We start from the raw sequence: 19,452 nt of genomic DNA on the forward strand, positions 1-19,452 counted from the left end.
GTGTCTCACACAGAAGTAAGAGAAAGTAAAAGCACACCTTTTTTTAATCCACCTACTCACGAACCTACCCCAGCAGAGCTTTACAAAGCTAAGTTAACTAGTGAGTTAGGACTTACCTCAGAAGCCCCTAGACAAAGCAAAAGAATATTTGCTCTCTATAAGCTATTCTCTTACTACCTTCTTAGATCTGAAGCTAAATCCTTTATTGCTCTAAAGATTGTAGAGATAGCTGAAAAGCTAAAGAATAGATATGGAAGTAATATTTCTCATATCTATGAGCTCTTAAAACAAGCAAAAATTAATTCTTCTATAGATCTAAAGAGACACATTAGCTTCATTAATCAAAAAGATGTAGTTGAGCTAAAAGAAGGAGAAGAACAAATTAACTTCTTAAAGCAACTTCTTTACTACTATGACAAGAGAAAAGAGGGCTTGCTAGAACTACCAGTCTCTACTTTAAAGCTGAATATTGCAGCTTTAAAAAAGATAGAAGAAGATGCCTTTGAGTGTTACCTAAGACTCTTAGATGTCAATTTTGAACTCAGAAATACTGTTATTGGAGCTGAGAATAAAAAACTAATCTACTTTCTAACTCAAAAATATGTAGATCTTCACACCATTATTGAGCAATCCAGAGAAGAATTCTTAACTGAGTTAGAAAAACTAAGAGAAGATTTGGTGGAAGAATACTATGACATTATGAGACATTTTTCTCTTCCTTCCAATAAGTTGCTTAACTTCAGACTATTCATTCAAAAGAAATTGGAATCTAGAATGTATGAAGCTCAATTCCTTAAATTACAAGCCTCTAACACAATTAACTATCAATTAAGTGCCTTAGAGAATAACTGTAGTGAGCTAAAGAGACAATATCTCTTAAGTCTTAGAGAGTGTTCTGCGATAGTTAATTTCTACAAAACTAGAGTAGTTAAATATCAAACTTTCTTTAGTTTTGAGTTAGAGAAATTAATTACCTACTTAAAAGAAAACTATCTTAACTTAATCAATATAGTGTTCACTAAACTCTCTGAAGCTAAAGGATATCTCAAGACTAAGCAAACTCCCTTAGAGCCGTCTGAATTAGAGATAATCTTTGCTCTAGAAAAAGAGAGATTAGAGTGACAATTACAAGAGTTAAAAGTGAAATACTCCAAGGTATTAGTTCCACTTATAAGCTCTTTTGACTCAGAGATAGAGAGTATGGAAGGACAACATTGTTTCAATTTGAATCACTCTGAGAGAAGATATACAGCTCTTAAGAACTTAAAGAATAAGTCTGTTGAGGTTTTAGTTAAAAAGTTTGAACAAGAAAAGAAAAGACTAGAAGAGATAGTGGCTGAAAAGGAGCAAATATTAGTGAACTTAGAAGAGAAGGTAACTACTGATGTGAATGCAATAGTTGAGGAGCTAAGAGATGAATGCAACACTATCTGTTGTGATTTATTGAGAGAGAATCAATACTTTTGAGCTAAATACAATGCTGAATTCAACTCAGCCTCTAGAGAGTACTTTGTAAAGCTCTATTATGAATATTCACCTTATATCAATAGTTGGAGGGAGGGGGAAGAAGGTTGAATGCAAGAATATTTGAAGCTCAAACTGAATCTTGAGTATCTAAGGAGAATAGGTTCTTCTCTCAAAGAGTTCTCTCCAGAAGGCAAGTTCTATGAAAAGTGTGCTAACTTACTTGATAGTTATTCAAATATCTTTAGAAATGTGAATCTACAGAGAGACAAAGTGGAATATGAATCTTTAATTCAACTAAACACTATACCTAAGATTGACTATCCAAAGGTAGAGGAAAGAATGAATAGAAGTTTGAAGGAATTAAAGGAATTTCACTCTGAATATTTAAAATTAATAAACGGAATAATAAAAGATAATACTTTAGAAAGAGCTTAGAGTGAGCGAGAGCCTTCTTACACTTCAACTAAGATCAAAAATAGTTTCAAAAAAACCAGTTAAATGGGGGAAGATCCTCAGAATAGAAAGACTTTACTTTAATGAAGCAGTAATTAAAGAGTTTGCGGAAAATTTAAAGAGAAATAGACCAAATATCACAGAAGAAGAAATAGAACAAGAAAAGAGACAAATGATTATGAGAGACAATCTCTTTAATGCTGCTATGGATGAGATTTCTTCAGCTTACACAGTGGACTTTGATGACTCTGAAATAGCTGAAAGAGAAGAGAGTTTAAAGCAAACTAATGTAAACTTTAATGAGGAACAGTTAAAGAGTCACGCAAAAATTACTATCTTTAAGCAGTTGATCTTCCAAGATCTAGCTAGAGACTGAGAATTGGTAGTTACTGATGAGTTGGCTAAAGAAGTGCTTGAAAACCACTATAGACAAACAGGTAAGTCTATAAGAGAATACCTTACTGATCCAGAGAAGATGTCTTCTGTAAAGGAAAATCTACTAGAACAAATGATTACTGAAAGAATTATGAATGCTTTTGGAAGCCACTTTGAGGTAAGAGAAGTTCCAGCTAATAAGTCCTAATGAGTTTCAATATAGAAAATCTATTTGCATACGAACTAATTGACTCTAGAGGTAATCCTACAGTTGCTTGCATTGCAAAAGTTTCTAAAGGTAAGTTTGTAGGTAAGAAGTCCTATACAGCAAAAGTTCTAGTTCCTTCAGGAGCTTCAACTGGAGCTAGAGAAGCCCTAGAACTAAGAGATGAAGATCCTTCTAGATTTGGAGGGAAAGGAGTTAAGAAAGCTGTTCACTACATTAACTATGTTCTAGGACCTTCACTAATTGAAAACAATGTAAACCCAGCAAATCAAGCTGAACTAGACCAATTCCTAATTGATCTAGATGGAACAGACAATAAGTCTAAGTATGGTGCAAATAGCATACTTGCTGTTTCACTTTCTATCTCCAAGGCAATTGCAAAGGCAAAAGGAATTCCTTACTACCAATATGTTTCTGAACTTGCTGGAAATGTAGGAATTAGTAAGTTCACTCTTCCTCTACCGATGGTGAATGTAATTAATGGTGGAGCTCACTCAGACAATACTCTAGACTTCCAAGAATTTATGATAGTTCCAGTTGGAGCTTCTTCTATGCATGAAGCTATAAGAATATCTGCAGAGTGTTTCCACTCTCTAGCTAAGTACCTAAAAGAAAAAGGTTTGAGTACAGCTAAAGGTGATGAAGGGGGATTTGCACCTAACCTGAACTCAACTGAAGAAGCTTTGAATGCTCTTTTGGTTTCTATTGAAAAGGCAGGATATAGACCTGGAGTTGTTCATGGACATGTTGCTATTGCACTAGACTGTGCAGCTAGTGAGCTATATGACAGAGAAACTAAGCTATATAGATTCAAGAAAGCAATTAAGGCTGGATTGTTGTCTAGTGAAGCTGGAACTAGAACTAGTGAACAAATGGTTGATTACTATGTTGAACTAGTAAATAAATATCCAATTATTTCTATAGAAGACCCATTAGCAGAAGGAGACTTTGAAGGTTTCTCACTTCTACAAAAGAAGATAGGAAAACAAGTTCAAATTGTTGGGGATGACCTTTACTGTACTAACCCAGAATTAACTCAAATGGGAATTGAAAAGGGACTTTCAAATGCTGTTTTGATTAAGGTAAACCAAATTGGTACCTTAACTGAAACTCTTAAGACTATGCAATTAGCTAAAGGTGCTGGATGATCTTGCATAGTATCTCACAGATCAGGAGAAACTGAAGACACTACTATTGCAGATATAGCAGTAGGTACTTCTGCAGGACAAATTAAGACTGGTTCATTCTCAAGATCTGAAAGAACAGCTAAGTACAACAGATTAGCTGAAATAGAAATAGAATTGACTACCTCTAGTTCAACTTTCTATGGTCTTTACAGCTTGTTCAGTCTAGATTTCAATAACACTGAACTATTCAAACCTAAGAGATATCTAGTGAATGAATCAGGAGAAGTTAAGACTGAAGAAATAACTCCAGAACAGTTAGCATCTGCAAAGAAAGCTGTATCTCCCGACAAGCAAGATAAAGCAGAGGTAAAGGTATAGAAACTGAAATTCAATCAATTCTTTGTCTAACTAGTTAGGTGAGAAAGGTAGCTGTTTTAACTTCTGGAGGAGATTCTCCAGGAATGAACAGTGCCCTTTATTCCTTTAGTGAATTAGCTCTTTCTAAGGGCTATGAAGTTGTATATATAGAGAATGGTTATCAAGGCTTAATTGAAAAGAGATATATCCCATACAAACTTAATTGCTTGAGAGGAAGAACTTACAATGCAGGAACTGTAATAGGTTCTAGTAGATCTTCTCAGTTCAGAGCTTCTCCTGAGTTAAGAGCAGAAGGAGTAAAGGCTCTTAAAGATCAAGGAGTTGAAGCTTTAGTGGTATTGGGAGGAAATGGCTCCTATGAAGGATCTAAGTTAATCTCTCAATTAGGACTTCCAGTTATTCTTCTTCCTGCAACTATTGATAATGATGTCAGTTCAACTAAATACACCATTGGTTTCTTTTCAGCCCTAGAAGAAATAGGACAAGCAATTAAGAAAATTTGATACACTGCGAACTCACATTCACAATTAACCATTGTTGAGGTTATGGGGAGAGATTGCTCTGATTTAGGAGTATTTGCCTCTTATTCCTCTCCTTTAGTGGAGTTAGTTATTACTCAACAAAATGTACCTAGTTATGAAGAGCTAAGAGAGAAGGTTAGAAAGATTAGAGAATTTAGAGGCAATAAGGGATTAGTGATTGTTGTAGTTGAAAAGGTTTTGGGAGTTTCTCAACTACCTTCTATGTCTGAGTTAACAAAGAAGTTAGAGGAAGATCTTGGATTTACAGTTAGAGGTTGTTCTTTGGGACACACTCAAAGAGGAGCTACTCCAACCACTTGAGAGATGTTTGTTGCTTCTTCTTTTGGAAGAGAAGCTTTTAACTCTTTTGAGGCCAGAGAGTTTGATGTAGCTATAGGTTTTGATGGAGATAATTTCTATAGAACTAAACTATCAGAAGTTGTTGATAAAAGTAAAGGAGATAGAATCTCTTTAATTGAATCCAAGGATAGATTCTAGTATGCCTATCTTTAAGTTAGGTTGTACAAAGATAGTTGCAACTATTGGACCTGCAATTACTCTTAAGTTACAAACTAACTCAGAGAGAAATAAGTCTAATCCAGAATATCTAGAAGTACTTAATCTATTTACTGAGTTATTTTTTAAGGGCTTAACTTGTATCAGATTTAATTTCTCTCACTCTAACAATGAAGAGAGATTATTTAGATTACAACTTTGAAGAGAAGCTAAAACTGAGTTCTATAGAGTATTCAACAGAATAGATGAAGATGGAAATTCACCTTATAAAACTAGATTCTTATTCCCTATTGCTGAGTTAGCTGACACTAAAGGTCCCGAGATTAGAGTATGAGAGATGTTGGACAAAGATAAAGGTCAACTATATAAGAGAGGAGATGTTGTAAGAGTCTATTGTAAAGATAAGAAAACAGGAGATCAAACCTGTTTTTCAGTTACAGACTCTACTTCTAAGTACAATATGGCTCTTGACTGCTCTGTTGGAGAAAAGATCTTAGTTGATGATGGAAAGCTTTCTTTCTTGATTCAATCAGTAGATGTAGACTCTGGAATTGTAGAGGCTATTGCAGAGAATGATCACTATCTAAAAGCCAATAAGAGAGTTAATCTACCAAATGCTGATTACTCTCTTCCTTTCGTTAGTGACAAAGATAAAGAAGATATTCTATTCTCTCTAGAACAAGGCTTTCAATTTATAGCTCTTTCTTTTGTTAATAAGTTAGAAGACATTTTAGAAGTTAAGAAGTTAGTTCAAGATAATGGAGAAGGAAAGGATAAACCATTAATTATCTCTAAGATAGAAACTACTCAATGCCTAAAGAATATAGATTCAGTTATCTCTGAGTCTGATGGAATTATGATTGCCAGAGGAGATCTTGCTCTAGAAAGTCCTTACTACAATGTTCCCTTTTGAACTAAAGAGATATTGAGAAAAACAGCTAAGGAAAAGAAGCCAGCAATTGTTGCTACTCAAATGCTTGACTCTCTAGAAAGAACTGTAGTTCCTACTAGAGCAGAAGTATCAGATGTTTATAGAGCTGCAGAATTAACTTCTGACTGCACTATGTTGTCTGGAGAAACTGCTCAAGGACTATTCCCCCTAATTGCTCTTTCAACTATGTCTGAGATTATTAAGGCTGCAGAAAAGAAAGTTAATTATGAGAAACTCTTTAAATACTTCACTAAAGACAATAAATCTGACAGACTTTATAGTTTAGGTAATCAATTATTTCTAGAAAGTGATAAATTTAATTCAGTTGTTTCCTGTTTCTTGTTTGCAGATGAACTACTAGAAGAAGAGTTGAATCAACTATCTTCTTTGAAATTACCTTTCCCATTTGTAGTCTTTTATAGAAAGACTAATTACCTAGAAGCTGAACAAGATTTTGAGTTAAAGTGCAGTGCTCTAAATAGAGGTATATATAAGATTGCTTTAGTGGGTTCTACAGATGAATCTCTTGAAGATTGTGCTAGAGCCTTCTTAAATCTTTGCGGTTACTCAGGATCAAATAATTTGTTTGGAGTATACAAGTCAAAAGATCTTAAATTAGTAACTCTCTAGTTGAATTACAAATTCAAGGATGTTAACTCACTTGTCACACGGATAGACTTTTCTAAATTCTCCTCGGGGGATTTCACTCCTCCGAATCTAAGGGGAATTCAAATAGGAGCCTATAACAAATTCTTAAAGACAGGACTAGAAGAATTAGTTTCTAAGTACTTCCCAATTGTTTCTTCTTCTGGAAATATAAAGATACTTCTAGAGGGAATTGTTGCTAAAGAGATTAATCAATCCGAAGAAGAAGCTATAAATAGATCTTCTAGCTATCAAGTTGCTCTCTATTTAAAGCTAAGACTAATTTCTAACTTTCATCAAGAGGGATCAGAAGGAAAGGTCTCTCAACTCTTCTTTGGACATATGCCTATATTCTCTTCTGCTTGCAACTTCATTATTAACGGAACTGAAAAGTTCGTAATTAGCCAAATAGTTAGATCCCCAGGACTATATGTTCTTAATAAAGCTCAAATAAGACTTTCTAACTCTAGAAAGAGAACTCTAGAAGGAATAGTTTGTGAGTTACTTCCAGTTAAAGGAGCTTTAATACTCTTTCACTTACCTAACGATAAGTCTGGAAAGCCTTCCATTAAGTTACTAGCTAGAAATACTTCTGGTAATAATGCAATCTCTCTACCAGTTACTGTATTCCTTAAAGCCTTTGGTTTCACTCAAGAGATGATTCAAACACTCTTTGCAGATCAAACTGAAGTTCTATCTTCTCTAGAACAAGAAGTCTTTAATGCAGATGAGTTAAAGGCAGATCCTATTTTCTCCTCAATTATTAATGAACTTTCTTTGGCTAAAAATACCCAAAAGCTAAGAGAAACATCTAAAGGTTGGATCAAACAAACTCTTTATGCTCTCTGTGTTGAATACTATGAGTCAGAAAGATCAACTAATAAAGCAAAGAAGAAAGAGTTACTAGAAAAGATATATATAGAGCTAGCAGCTAGAAGTATTACTGCCTCTCTATCTATTAGTCCAGAGGTTGCTAGAAGAGAGATTACCTCTTTCCAAGAGTTACTGTGATCCTATCTCTTTGATAAGTACTACTATGGAATACTACCTGCAGGGAGATACAAACTGAATCACAAACTTTCAGTATGAGAAAGAATGAAGAATAGATATCTTGCTGAAGATATTTATGGAAATGATGGAAAGGTTTGGTTCAAAAAAGATACCTTTATGGACTTTGAAAACTTAACTGCCTTTAGAGAGGCTGCTATTGCAAATAAGTTAAAGATTAGAGAAAGTATTAAGCCAGTTAAGGTATTTGAAGACTTTAAGGGAAGATATAAAGAGTTTGATGAAATTCAATATGAAAAAGTTTCAATCTATGTTTCAGGAATTGATTCTGCTGTAGTTCAAGTAATAGGAACACCTTATCTTCCAGACTCAACTCCCTTTAATCAATCAGATGTACTTGCAATACTTTCTTACATCATTCAACTGAAACACAAGGTTGGAGAATACGATGACATAGAAAACCTAGGAAATAAGAGACTAAAGCTAGTAGATGAGTTACTAGAAAACAGAATTGTATTGGCTCTAGCGAGAATACAAAAGTTCTCAATAGACAAGATGAACAGCTTGGAAGCAAAGATGAACTATCTCTCTTTAAAGGATGGAGAGCTAGAAGACTACTTCTCTTTAAGCACAATTATCAATACAAAACCCTTCCAAATAGTTATTAAAGAGTTCTTTAACTCTCACCAATTAGTTCAATTCCTAGACCAACAAAATACTCTTTCTGAAATAACCAATAAGAGAAAGATCTCTGCTATGGGTCCAGGGGGAATTAAGAGAGAAGACCCAAACCTAAATATTAGAGACGTTCACTATTCCTACTACGGAAGAGTGTGTCCTATTGAAACTCCAGAAGGTATGAATATTGGATTGATCATGGCCCTAGCCGCTTTAGCTAGAGTGGATGAATATGGATTCCTTAATACTCCTTACTACAAGGTAAAGGATGGAAAGATAACTAAAGAGTTAATCTGACTGAACTCTATCCAAGAGAGAAACTTCTATATTGCAGAAGCTACAACTCCTAGAACTAAAGATGCAGAGTTAATTGGGCCAGTAACTGTAAGAAGAAATGAAGAAGTGGAGTCTGTCTCTCCTGAAGATGTTCACTTCATTGATGTAGATTGCTCTCAAATAACTTCTATCTCTGCCTCTCTAATTCCTTTCTTGGAACACGATGATGCCAACAGAGTATTAATGGGAGCAAATATGCAAAGACAAGCTGTACCTCTGTTATCTCCTAGATCTCCTATTGTTGCTACAGGTGCTGAAAGCAGAATAGCGAGAGACTCAGGTATTGTTATATTCGCAGAAGAAGATGGAGAGATTACTTACTTAGACAGCTCTAAGTTAGTTGTTAAGTACACAGGTACTGAGGTTACAGAAAAGACTTATCAACTTCAAAAGTTTGGAAGAACTAATCAAAATACCTGTAGAAACCAACTAATAGTCCCTAGAGATAGTAGAAAGGTAAAGAAAGGAGAGATCTTAGTTGATGGACATGCAATTCAAAATGGAGAGTTAGCTCTTGGACAAAACATCTTAGTTGCATTCACTACTTGATATGGATACAACTATGAGGACGCTATCATTCTTTCCTCTAGATTAGTTCAAGAGAATGTATATACCTCATTACACATTCAGGAATACACCATTGACTGTATGAGAACCAAGATAGGAGATGAAGAGATTACTAGATTTATTCCAGGTTGTGCCCCTGAAGAAAAGAAATATCTAGATGAAGATGGAATTGTACTAATAGGGGCTGCAGTTAAGGAAGGAGATATCTTAGTAGGTAAGACTTCTCCAAAGGCCACTGGAGAAGTTAGTGCAGAAGAAAAACTATTACAAGCAATCTTTGCTGAAAAAGCGAAGAGTGTAAAGGATAGCTCACTAAGACTACCTGCAGGAGCTGAAGGAATAGTAACCAAAATACTAAGATACTCCACATTCAAGGGAGACAGACTAGGAGATGATGTTCTAGAGACCATTAAGGTTTATGTCACCTCTAAGAGAAATATCCAAATTGGAGACAAGATGGTAGGTAGACATGGAAATAAGGGTATTGTTTCAAAGGTTGCTCCAGTAGAAGATATGCCTTATCTAGAAGATGGAACTCCTGTGGATATTCTCTTGAATCCTTTGGGTGTTCCTTCAAGAATGAATATTGGACAGATATTAGAGAGCTATCTTGCTTTCTCAGCTAGAAAGCTAGTATTCAATAAGTTACTAACTGCTTATTTTGAGAAGAAGTTAGATCAAGTAGCTACTCTATTCTCTAGATCTAGATCCTCTCTTTACTCTCTAGAAAGAGTTCTTGAAAGTTATCTACAAGAAAAGGGAATTAAGAGTCTTGCGGATGCTAAGGAAAAGCTAACTCAATTAGACTTCTCAATCATACTATCTAAGTCTGGATTTAGATATGACGAGCTAGAAATTAAGGTATTAACTCCTATCTTTGCTGGATGCAAGAACACTGACTTAATTGAGATTATGAAAGATGCAGGAATTGACCACTCTTCACATAACGGTAGATTCACTCTATATGATGGAAGAACTGGAGAAAAGTTCAAAGATCCTATCTCAGTTGGAGTTATCTATATGTTGAAATTGGATCACATGGTCGATGACAAGATTTATGCCAGAGCAGTTGGGCCTTACTCCAAGATCACTCAACAACCATTAGGTGGTAAGTGTCAAAATGGGGGTCAAAGATTTGGGGAAATGGAGGTTTGAGCTATGGAAGCTTATGGTGCCGCTTACAACCTAAGAGAGTTACTAACTCTTAAGTCTGATGACATTCAAGCAAGAAATCTTATTTATTACTCAGTTATTAAGGGTCAAATGCTTCCAACTCCGGGAATCTCTGAATCCTTTAAGTTACTAGTTAAGAAGTTACAAGCTCTAGGACTAAGAGTGAATGTTCAATATGGACCTAAGAAACAATTAATTAGCTTTGATAACTACTTAGCTAAGAGAACTAAGTTAAATGAAAAGATTCAATTCTTAACTTGAAGCAATCAAGCTAATAAGAAAGAAGATAGTGAAAAGAACAGAAGATGAGAGAACTTTAGTGCAGGCTCACAAGAAGATGAAGATCTAACTATTAATGGAATTCAAGTAAGTATTACCTCACCTGAATACCTACTTTCACTTTCTAGAGGAGAGGTTAAGTCTGCAGAAACCATTAACTATAAAACCTTCAAGCCAGAAAAAGGTGGATTATTCTGTGAAGCTATCTTCGGCCCAGTAAGAGACTATGAGTGTTTCTGTGGTAAGTACAAGAGAGTTAGATATAGAGGTAAGTACTGTGAAAAGTGTGGAGTTTGCATCACAGAATCAATAGTTAGAAGAGAATGAATGGGACATATTGCTTTAGCTTGTCCTATTGCTCACATCTGAATGATCAAAGAGTTACCTCTTCCATCCAAGATCTCTTTGATACTGGAGATTAAGTACAAGAGTGTTGAAGAAGTAGTTTACTTCGTTAACTACATAGTTACTGAGGTAAATGACATTGGATTTGATCACCAAGGATTATTTAAGAAATTAGAGATTGTTAATGTATCTGATCAAGCAAGCCCACTAAAGTCTCTAGTTAAGCTAAGAAAGCTTATTAGATTAATTTGTGCAGATATAGAGAAGAAGGATCCAGAAGGAAAAGAGTCACTTGCTTATCAACAAGGTAAAGCCTATTACAAAGCTCTTTCTTCCTCTAACCTTCCATTCTCTCTATTTGATGTATTTGAGTTTGTATACAAATACAGCGGTATCAAGATAGGTACTGGAGCTGAAGCAATATATGAACTACTTAAGAAGGTAGATCTAGACTCTCTAGAGCACTCAATTCAAAAACAATTGAAGAAAGATGGACTTAATCATTCAGATGTAAAGACCAAGAGACTCTTAGTTAGATTAGAGGTTGTTAGATGATTTAAGGCTTCTGGAAACAAACCTGAATGAATGATTCTAAAGAATTTATTAGTTCTTCCTCCTAACCTAAGACCTATTGTTCAACTAGAAGCTGGTAGATTTACAACTAGTGACCTAAATATCTTCTATAGAAGAATCATTATTAGAAATGAAAGATTGAAGAAGATACTGAGCTTGAATGTTACTTCTATCATCGCTAACAATGAAAAGAGAATGTTACAAGAAGCTGTAGACTCTTTAATCGACAATGCAAGTAGAAAGAAGCCATTAGTAGCTAAAGATAAGCACCTACTTAAGTCTCTAACTGATCACCTAAAAGGTAAGCAAGGTCTATTCAGACAAAACCTATTAGGTAAGAGAGTTGACTACTCAGGTAGATCTGTAGTAGTTGTAGGTCCTGAACTAAAACTTCATCAAGTTGGACTACCTATTCTAATAGTTCTGAAGCTCTTCAAACCATTCATTATTAGAGAGTTAATTAGAAGCTATATAGATGAAACTACAGGTCTAAGAACTCAAATTGCTCAAAACATTAAGTTAGCTGAACAAATAATTGATAACCAAGAAGACATACTGTGACCAATAGTTCACAAAGTAATACAAGAAAGACCTGTATTACTAAACAGAGCACCTACTCTTCACAGCTTGGGTATTCAAGCCTTTGAACCTGTAATAGTAGAAGGAAAGGCTATTTGTCTTCACCCTCTAGTAACTACAGCTTTCAATGCAGACTTTGACGGTGACCAAATGGCAGTGCACTTACCACTCTCAGATGAAGCAGTTAAAGAAGCAAGACAAATCTTGCTTTCTCACTGACATGTATTAGCTCCAAAGAATGGTCAAGCAATCTTAATGCCTTCTCAAGACATGATTTTGGGTCTTTACTACCTAACTAATAGCAGAAAGGGAGTTAAGGGAGAAGGAAGACTAGCCTCTTCTGCTGAAGAAACTAGATATCTATATGACTCAGGAGAGTTGAATCTGAATGCATTAATTGCTATTCCAACTTCTGTATTCCCAGATAAGAAGTGACCTAAAGAAGGATTACTAATTACTACTGCAGGAAAGATAATCTTTAACTCTATTCTTCCTAAAGACTACAGATATATCAATGACTCCTCCAAGAACTTCTTGCAAGAGGAAGATATTCTAGATACCACTGAAAACTACAGAGAAATTATTGCAAGCAAACCAGAGAAAGCTCCATTCAGTAAGAGAGTAATTCAAACAGTAATTGAAGAAGTCTATGAAAGATACACAATAGATGAAACTTCTGTAGTTCTAGACTGAATTAAGAGTCTTGGATTTGAGTTCTCAACTAAGTCATGTATTACTATCTCTCCATTTGATATCCCTAGATTTACTGATTCCTACAAAGCTGAATTAATAGAACAAACAGAAGAAAAGGTTAGAGCTCAAAAGGAATACTGTGAATTAGGAATGATTACAGAAGATGAAAGATATAAGAGAGTTATTTCCTTGTGATCAGATGTAAAGGATCAAGTATCTGAAAAAGTTAAAGAATGATTCAGAGGAGAGGATTACAAAGATAATCCGATGGCAATTATGGAAAGATCTGGAGCAAGAGGAAGCTTATCTAACTTCGTACAGCTGTCAGGTATGAGAGGGTTAATGAACAGATCCTATAACTATGGTCAAGTTACAGACTCAAAGATTATTAAAGACATAATTGAAGTACCTATTAAACACTCATTCGTAGAGGGATTGAATATGATTGAGTACTTTAACTCCTCTTATGGTTCTAGAAAGAGTATGGCAGACACCGCGGTTAAGACTGCAAAATCTGGATATATGACCAGAAAACTAGTAGACACCTCACAAGAAGTTATTGTTAAGTCTCTAGACTGTAAGGCTCACAAAGGCTTGGTAGTTAAGGCAATTAGAACAGGTAAGTCTAATAAGGAAGTTAAGTCTTTTGAGGAAAGAATTAAGTATAGAGTTGCATTTAAGGATGTAGTTTCTCCAGTAGATGGAACTCTGATTTGTCCTGCCGGAGAGTTCATTACTGCAGAGATAGCTAAGAAGATAGTTGAAGCTGGATTTACCTCTCTAGAAATTAGAAGTGCATTCCACTGTCTACAAAAACAAGGAGTGTGTCAAAAGTGTTTCGGTTATCACCTAACCACTAAGAAACCTATAGAGATTGGAACAGCTATTGGAATTATTGCCGCTCAGTCAGTCGGGGAACCAGCTACTCAGCTAACTATGAGAACCTTCCACCTTGGTGGGGTTGCAGGGGAACAAAATATTGCTCAAGGTTTCGAAAGACTAAAACAATTGTTTGATATAGTTGCACCAGGTCGTTGAGAGTCAGCAACTCTAAGTGAAATTAGTGGAACTGTTTCCTCAATCACAAACAAAGAAGACAAGAAGATAATTAAGGTTCAAAACCAATACTCTACAAGACTATATGAAGTAGAGCTAGATATGCCTCTATTAGTAAAAGAAGGAGACACTATCTCCTTTGGGGATAGACTAACTGAAGGAAATGTAGATTTGAAGAAGTTACTAGAAGTTGCAGGACTAGATAGAGTTAGAGACTACATGGTTGAACAAATACTAGAGGTTTACTGACTACAAGGTATTGATATCTCTGACAAGTACATAGAGTTAATTGTTAGTCAATTAACCTCAAAGTGAAGAGTTAACTATGAAGGAGACTCTAAGTGGAGTGTTGGGGAAGTAATAGATGTAAGTGATTACTACAAAGAAACAACCAAACTTCTATTAGATAAGAAGAAAGCTCCTATTGCATTCCCAATATTACTAGGACTAGAAGAAGTACCTGCTAAGTCCAACTCCTTCTTAGCTGCTGCTTCATTCCAAGACACTAAGAAGATCTTGATTGATGCCTCAGTAAGAGCTCAAGTAGACGATTTAGTATCTCTGAAGGAAAACATAATTGTTGGTAACTTAATTCCTGCAGGAACTGGATTAATACCTGAATTACTAGAAGGAACTAATAGATAGTTAAAGTTAATTAAATTTCTTTAATTTTCTGAAGAGACACTTCCATAAGTGATTTGAAAGAAATTATTTTTAGAACTAACAGCTTTAGGAGGCTTTAGTGGAGGAATAGGAAGTTGATTTAGTCACTCAGGGGGGGGCATACAAGAAGGAACAAGTGATGAATCTATTTTCTTTGGAGCTAATACAGGAATAAAGAAAAAAGAGCCAAGATCTAAGGAAGTAAAGCAAAAGACTAAATCACTAGATAAAACCTCACTTAGATCCTGAAGATGAAAGAGTGAAGGTGTTGGAGAAGAATTTCTTTTTGTTGAAGGATGAGATAAAGCTGGAGCTCATAAATTAATTTCTTCTGAAACTCACTCTCAGGCAATAAGAGATTTATATGGTGGGCTTGAAATTAGCCCGAGTATGGGTTGATTTGGTCCCAGAAAAGTCACTCAAGAGTTAGAAGAGATAGAGCAAGTTAAAGAAACACATAAAAATTTGAGTTATTGGCCAAGAATAAAAGATTCAGGTGGATATATAGATCAAAGAGATTTAGATGGATTACAGGAATTTTGAGAAAGAAGAGGTAAAGAGTTAGAAGAAGATATCTTTGGTCTATATCATGGTTGAGATTGATGGGCAGATAAGTTTGGAAAAAAGAAAGATAGAGAGTTAGTAGATCTGGAGTTTGATCTCTCAAAAATTAAAGATATGCTAGGAAAAACAGAAGATCAACTAAGAGATCAAAAGTGAAGTTATGGAAAGATATTTCAAAATCCAAAACTAGCTGTAGTTAGATTGATTGGTGATGTTGAAGGGACTGCCTTTAACTACTTAAAGAAGGTTGCATGACCAGAGGCTAGTTCAGTCAAACAACTTAAAGAGAAAAACATTGCCAAAGTAGCTTTAGGCCTTATTGCCGGAACAGAATATGGTTTTGACTGTTCAAGTTCAGAGACTGACATAAAAAGCAAATTCTTTAAGGAGTGTGATGATGGTTCGAGGTTGGAGGGAGCTAAGGTCAAAAGAGTTATGAAAGCTGCAGTAACACATATAGGAAGATATGTATCTAAAGCCAAAACGGAACAAATTACACAGAAATGAAGATGGCACGAACAGATCTCGGCGAATGCAGGGGAATGGAAAAAAATGAACACAATGGATAGTGTTGAATCTTCCGCTTTAATTGAAGAGAAGTGTGAGTTACAGGCAGCATGATATGAATATTTAACTGATAGTGGCAGAGAGATAAGAAGAGAAGTTTGTGACTTAATTATCAGACCCTGATTCGGAGATGTAGTTCCAGATAAAAGGCTTTGTTTAATGGAGATAACTGACCATAAATACTACCTGAGATTACAAACCTATCTAAAAGTAGTTGATATTCCAGCTTGAATGAATAAGAACACTTTCTGAACCAAGTGCTCTAATTACGGTATTTAAGTGAATAATTTATTTAAATGATCTGAAAAAAGTTACTGCTAGAGCTAGTTGCTTTTAGCGGTTTAGGTGGAGGAATAGGAGGTTGATTTAGTCACTCAGGGGGGGGCATTCAAGTAGAAGAAGATAAAGATTCTTTACTTTTTAAGACTAAGAGTTCCTTACAGGTAAAACAAGCGGTAAGTAAAGACATAAATAAAAAAGCAGGATTAGTTCAAGATTTAAATTACACAGCTCTAGGATCCCATAGATGGAAAAGTGAGGGAGTAAACGAAGATATTCTCTTTGTTGGGGGCTGGAGACGGGCAGGGAAGCACAAGGTCATTGAAAGCAAAAAACACTCTCAAGCCGAGAGAGAGCTGTGAGGTGGAAAGAAAGTAACTCATAGTAATAGTTGGTTCGGCCCAAGAAGAAATAGTGCTATATTAGATGATTTAGAAAAAGCAAAAGAGAAGTCTTCTCAGTCAGAAAAGAGCTATTGAGAGAAAATTCAAGAAGCTGGAAAGTTTATAGAAGATAAGGATGTAGAGGGAATTCAAAAGGTTTGAACTAAAAGAAATAAAGAGTTAGAGGAAGATATCTTTGGACTGTACAACGGAAGAGATTGGTGAGTAAAAAATTTCGGAACTACTGGGTCACAAAAATTAGTAGATTTGACTATTAACATAGTAGGTTTGAAAAAAATGCTCGGAAAAACAGAAGAACAATTAAAAACAGAAAGTTGAAATTACGGTCAGTTATTCAATAATCCAAACTTGAAGCTAGTTAGATTGCTCGGGAATGTTGAAGATGTTGGATTCAACTACTTGAAAAAATACTTGTGGGGCGAAGAAAGTAAATTGAGAGGGTTAGCAGAGAAAAACATCTTCAAAATCATTGTGGATTTAATTACTGGGGAAGGAGAAGTTGGTTACAAGTGTGATAGCTCAGAAAGTAGGAATGAGAAAGCTTTTCCGGAGTGTGCAGCAAGTCAATCACTCGGAGAAGGGGTGAAATTAAAGAATGTAATTAAAAGTGCTTTGGTGCACAATGGAAAGCTAACTGCATCAATTAAAGGCGAGCGAGATGGGTGGCCAAATATGGCGAAATTAGAGTCGAACGAAGAGAAAACAATTGTGAATGAGAGCCAAATTGAAAAATCACCAATAATTATTGAGGGTTGTGAGAAGGAAGTTAGTTGGCTTTATGTGTGGTCAGCACCAGGAAATCAGTTACGAAGGAAAATTTGTCAAGAAATTATGGATCCATGATTTAATCATCAGGTAAATGACAAAAGATTATGTTTATTCGAAGTAAAGGACTATTCTTATCTAATTAGATTTCAAACTTATTTAAAAATAATTCAAATTCCTGCTTGGATGAATAAAAACACTTTCTGAACAAAATGTTCAAATTATGGAATTTAGCTCTCTTTCGGCGTAGTTGGGTAAAAATATAGAAAGAGAAGAAAGATCTTTCGGAATTAATAACCTCTTAAAGTGATAGGTCTAGGTGCAAAGTTTCTCTTAACCCCTATTGTGGGTTTTGGTAGTGTAGTTGGCTGAGCTGCTTTTTCTGCTCCGAATTGAGATCCTGCGCACGTTTGAAGAATAAAAAATAAAAAGGAATTTTATTTAACTACCTGTAGAAGTAGAAGAGAAGAAGGTGATCATTCGGGAGCAAAATGAATTTACTCAGACTTATCAATTTATTTAGTTTTTCAAGAAGGTTCAACAGCCGCAAACAACACTGAACTTAAATTAATGGGCAAAGGATATCATCAAAAATTCCAAGATGTAAAACCTTGAAATAACTCAATCTATAAATATGCAGAAGAAGATTTACAACAAAAAATTAGCAATCAACAAAAAGACAATCGATTCTCTTTATCGGTTGGAGAAGAAACTGGAAAAAATTGATTAGGAGAGGGTGGTGCAGGTGAAGAATCTAGCACATGAGGTCTTCAGATGTATTGCGATAAAAATTTATTTACATTTGCACACGAAGGACAAAAAACAGTGAAATCTGCAGAGCTATCAAGAGTGAAATTTCAATTAGACCAATGTGAAGAAAAAAATTACAAGGGAGTTAAAGGCTGTTCAATAACAATTGTTGATGACGATACTACAGCAGCGGGTCACAACAAAAATTTAAAGTGAGCAGATAACTTTCAACCAATAGTAATAATTAGTTAGTAAGAGTTAAGGCTTTTTAGTTTATGTTTGCAGACCCAAACTTAATAAAGCTATTTATTGCTTTGGCAACAGGAGGAAGTCCCTTAATCTATTTTAGAGTTCCATCTGACACTATCACAAGAGAAAACAGAAAATTTAAGTGATTATTAAATTGAGCGGGGGGGGGAGATAACAAAAAAAGAATTAACTAAAGAGTCTGACAATTATTTTTCTACTGACGAAATAAGAAAATGACAGGGATTAAATACACAAGAAGAATTAGGAAAAGTACTAACTAATTCCAAAGACACAAATATTTATAAGTTATTTTTCAAGAGCGAAGTAATACAAAATGAGGGGGAAGAAAACAATGGTAAAGGCATAAAAGGAGCTATTACATTAGCAAAGATTAGTTCAAAAGGAGAAAGTGAATCACAAATAAAGCTTGAAGAAATAAGTAAAGAAGAGGCAGAAAAAATTTGATTAATCATCGCGAAGGGAGAGGAAACAAAGTCAATATATTTAATGCCTTCTGTGTTTTGTGATGGTAGTCGCAACGAAACAAAAATTTGGAAAGAAGGAGTTAAATCAATTGACGATTGAATCGGAAATTCACAGTTAGAAGATGAGGTACTTAAGCAATCATTAAAGGAGGGGTTTGCTGTAGTGAGAGGTGGAAGAAACACTATAAAAGGAGTTGGGGGAGGGGAAGTAGTAGAGGAATACTTAGATTTTTGAAAAAAGGGCAAAGAAACGGGCATGAGTCATTCGATTGAGTTACATCAAGAAGCGCAATTAAACATTCTTTATAACAATGCAGGTATAGTTTTAGGGAAGAAAGGAACAACAAGAAGAATGCCACAGCTAGTTTGGGGTTGAACAGCTGTTACAGGAGAAGTGGAAGAATGGAATTCTAAAGTAGAAGACTTTTTTCCGCTAGATATTAAGGTTGTGGGCGAATCAAATAAATTAGAAGAAACAAATAAGGGCAAGAAAAAATTAATACAAGAAGTTCAAGTTAATGAAAAGATTTCTGAGATTGTGGCAGTTAAGTTAGACCAAGTTGTAATTACAGAAACTGGAATCGGTAGAGATTCAGGGAAGGAAGTGAAGTGGGGAAGTGTGAAAAAACCTACTTGAACCAGTATATTACTTAAATAAAAATTTCAAAAACTATTGAATTAATTAACTGATTAACTAATATTTACTGATTGATCTAATAAAAAGTTTTTATTAAAAAATTAATTTTTATTTATACCGTTTTTTGCTTGTTTTATTTAAAAAAATTTATTACTGAAAATAA

Annotated in this window: 11 protein-coding genes; all 11 read left to right on the forward strand. The window is 34.9% G+C overall.

Annotated elements, in window-relative coordinates:
- The 11 genes from WEN_RS01230 to WEN_RS01275 all read left to right on the forward strand — a co-directional run bounded on the left by WEN_RS01230 (position 1) and on the right by WEN_RS01275 (position 19,310).
- Complete coding sequence (locus tag WEN_RS01230; protein WP_014849747.1) at positions 1–1,902, forward strand: hypothetical protein; 1,902 nt, start codon at positions 1–3, stop codon at positions 1,900–1,902.
- A 1-nt stretch (position 1,903) separates the two neighbouring features.
- A complete protein-coding gene (locus WEN_RS01235; RefSeq protein WP_014849748.1) occupies positions 1,904–2,503 on the forward strand; it encodes an MPN555 family protein chaperone in 600 nt (199 codons plus the stop codon).
- Positions 2,503–4,026, forward strand: coding sequence for a phosphopyruvate hydratase (gene eno / locus WEN_RS01240; RefSeq protein WP_014849749.1), 1,524 nt, complete (start codon positions 2,503–2,505; stop codon positions 4,024–4,026). Before WEN_RS01235 ends, eno begins: the two co-directional genes overlap by 1 nt.
- Positions 4,027–4,064: 38 nt before the next feature.
- Entirely contained in the window at positions 4,065–5,045 is a 981-nt protein-coding gene (locus WEN_RS01245) for an ATP-dependent 6-phosphofructokinase (protein WP_014849750.1), read from the forward strand.
- Position 5,046: 1 nt separating this feature from the next.
- Positions 5,047–6,624, forward strand: a complete 1,578-nt coding sequence (gene pyk, locus WEN_RS01250; protein WP_043911290.1) for a pyruvate kinase — start codon at positions 5,047–5,049, stop codon at positions 6,622–6,624.
- Positions 6,625–14,571 carry a DNA-directed RNA polymerase subunit beta' gene (gene rpoC, locus WEN_RS01255; RefSeq protein WP_014849752.1) on the forward strand — a complete coding sequence of 2,649 codons (7,947 nt, stop codon included), beginning with the start codon at positions 6,625–6,627 and terminating at the stop codon, positions 14,569–14,571.
- 48 nt (positions 14,572–14,619) lie between these two features.
- Complete coding sequence (locus WEN_RS01260) at positions 14,620–15,999, forward strand: hypothetical protein (RefSeq protein ID WP_014849753.1); 1,380 nt, start codon at positions 14,620–14,622, stop codon at positions 15,997–15,999.
- 17 nt (positions 16,000–16,016) lie between these two features.
- The gene (locus tag WEN_RS01265) at positions 16,017–17,402 is read left to right on the forward strand and encodes a hypothetical protein (protein ID WP_014849754.1); all 1,386 of its coding nucleotides are present in this window, start codon (positions 16,017–16,019) and stop codon (positions 17,400–17,402) included.
- Positions 17,403–17,474: 72 nt separating this feature from the next.
- Positions 17,475–18,170 carry a hypothetical protein gene (locus WEN_RS01270; protein WP_014849755.1) on the forward strand — a complete coding sequence of 232 codons (696 nt, stop codon included), beginning with the start codon at positions 17,475–17,477 and terminating at the stop codon, positions 18,168–18,170.
- 23 nt (positions 18,171–18,193) lie between these two features.
- Positions 18,194–18,361 carry a hypothetical protein gene (locus tag WEN_RS03735; protein ID WP_158308818.1) on the forward strand — a complete coding sequence of 56 codons (168 nt, stop codon included), beginning with the start codon at positions 18,194–18,196 and terminating at the stop codon, positions 18,359–18,361.
- 313 nt (positions 18,362–18,674) lie between these two features.
- Positions 18,675–19,310 (forward strand): hypothetical protein, encoded by a 636-nt coding sequence (locus WEN_RS01275; RefSeq protein ID WP_014849756.1) that lies wholly within the window; start codon positions 18,675–18,677, stop codon positions 19,308–19,310.
- Positions 19,311–19,452: the final 142 nt, after the last annotated feature.

Source organism: Mycoplasma wenyonii str. Massachusetts (assembly GCF_000277795.1).
GTDB classification, from domain to species: domain Bacteria; phylum Bacillota_I; class Bacilli_A; order Mycoplasmatales; family Mycoplasmoidaceae; genus Eperythrozoon_A; species Eperythrozoon_A wenyonii.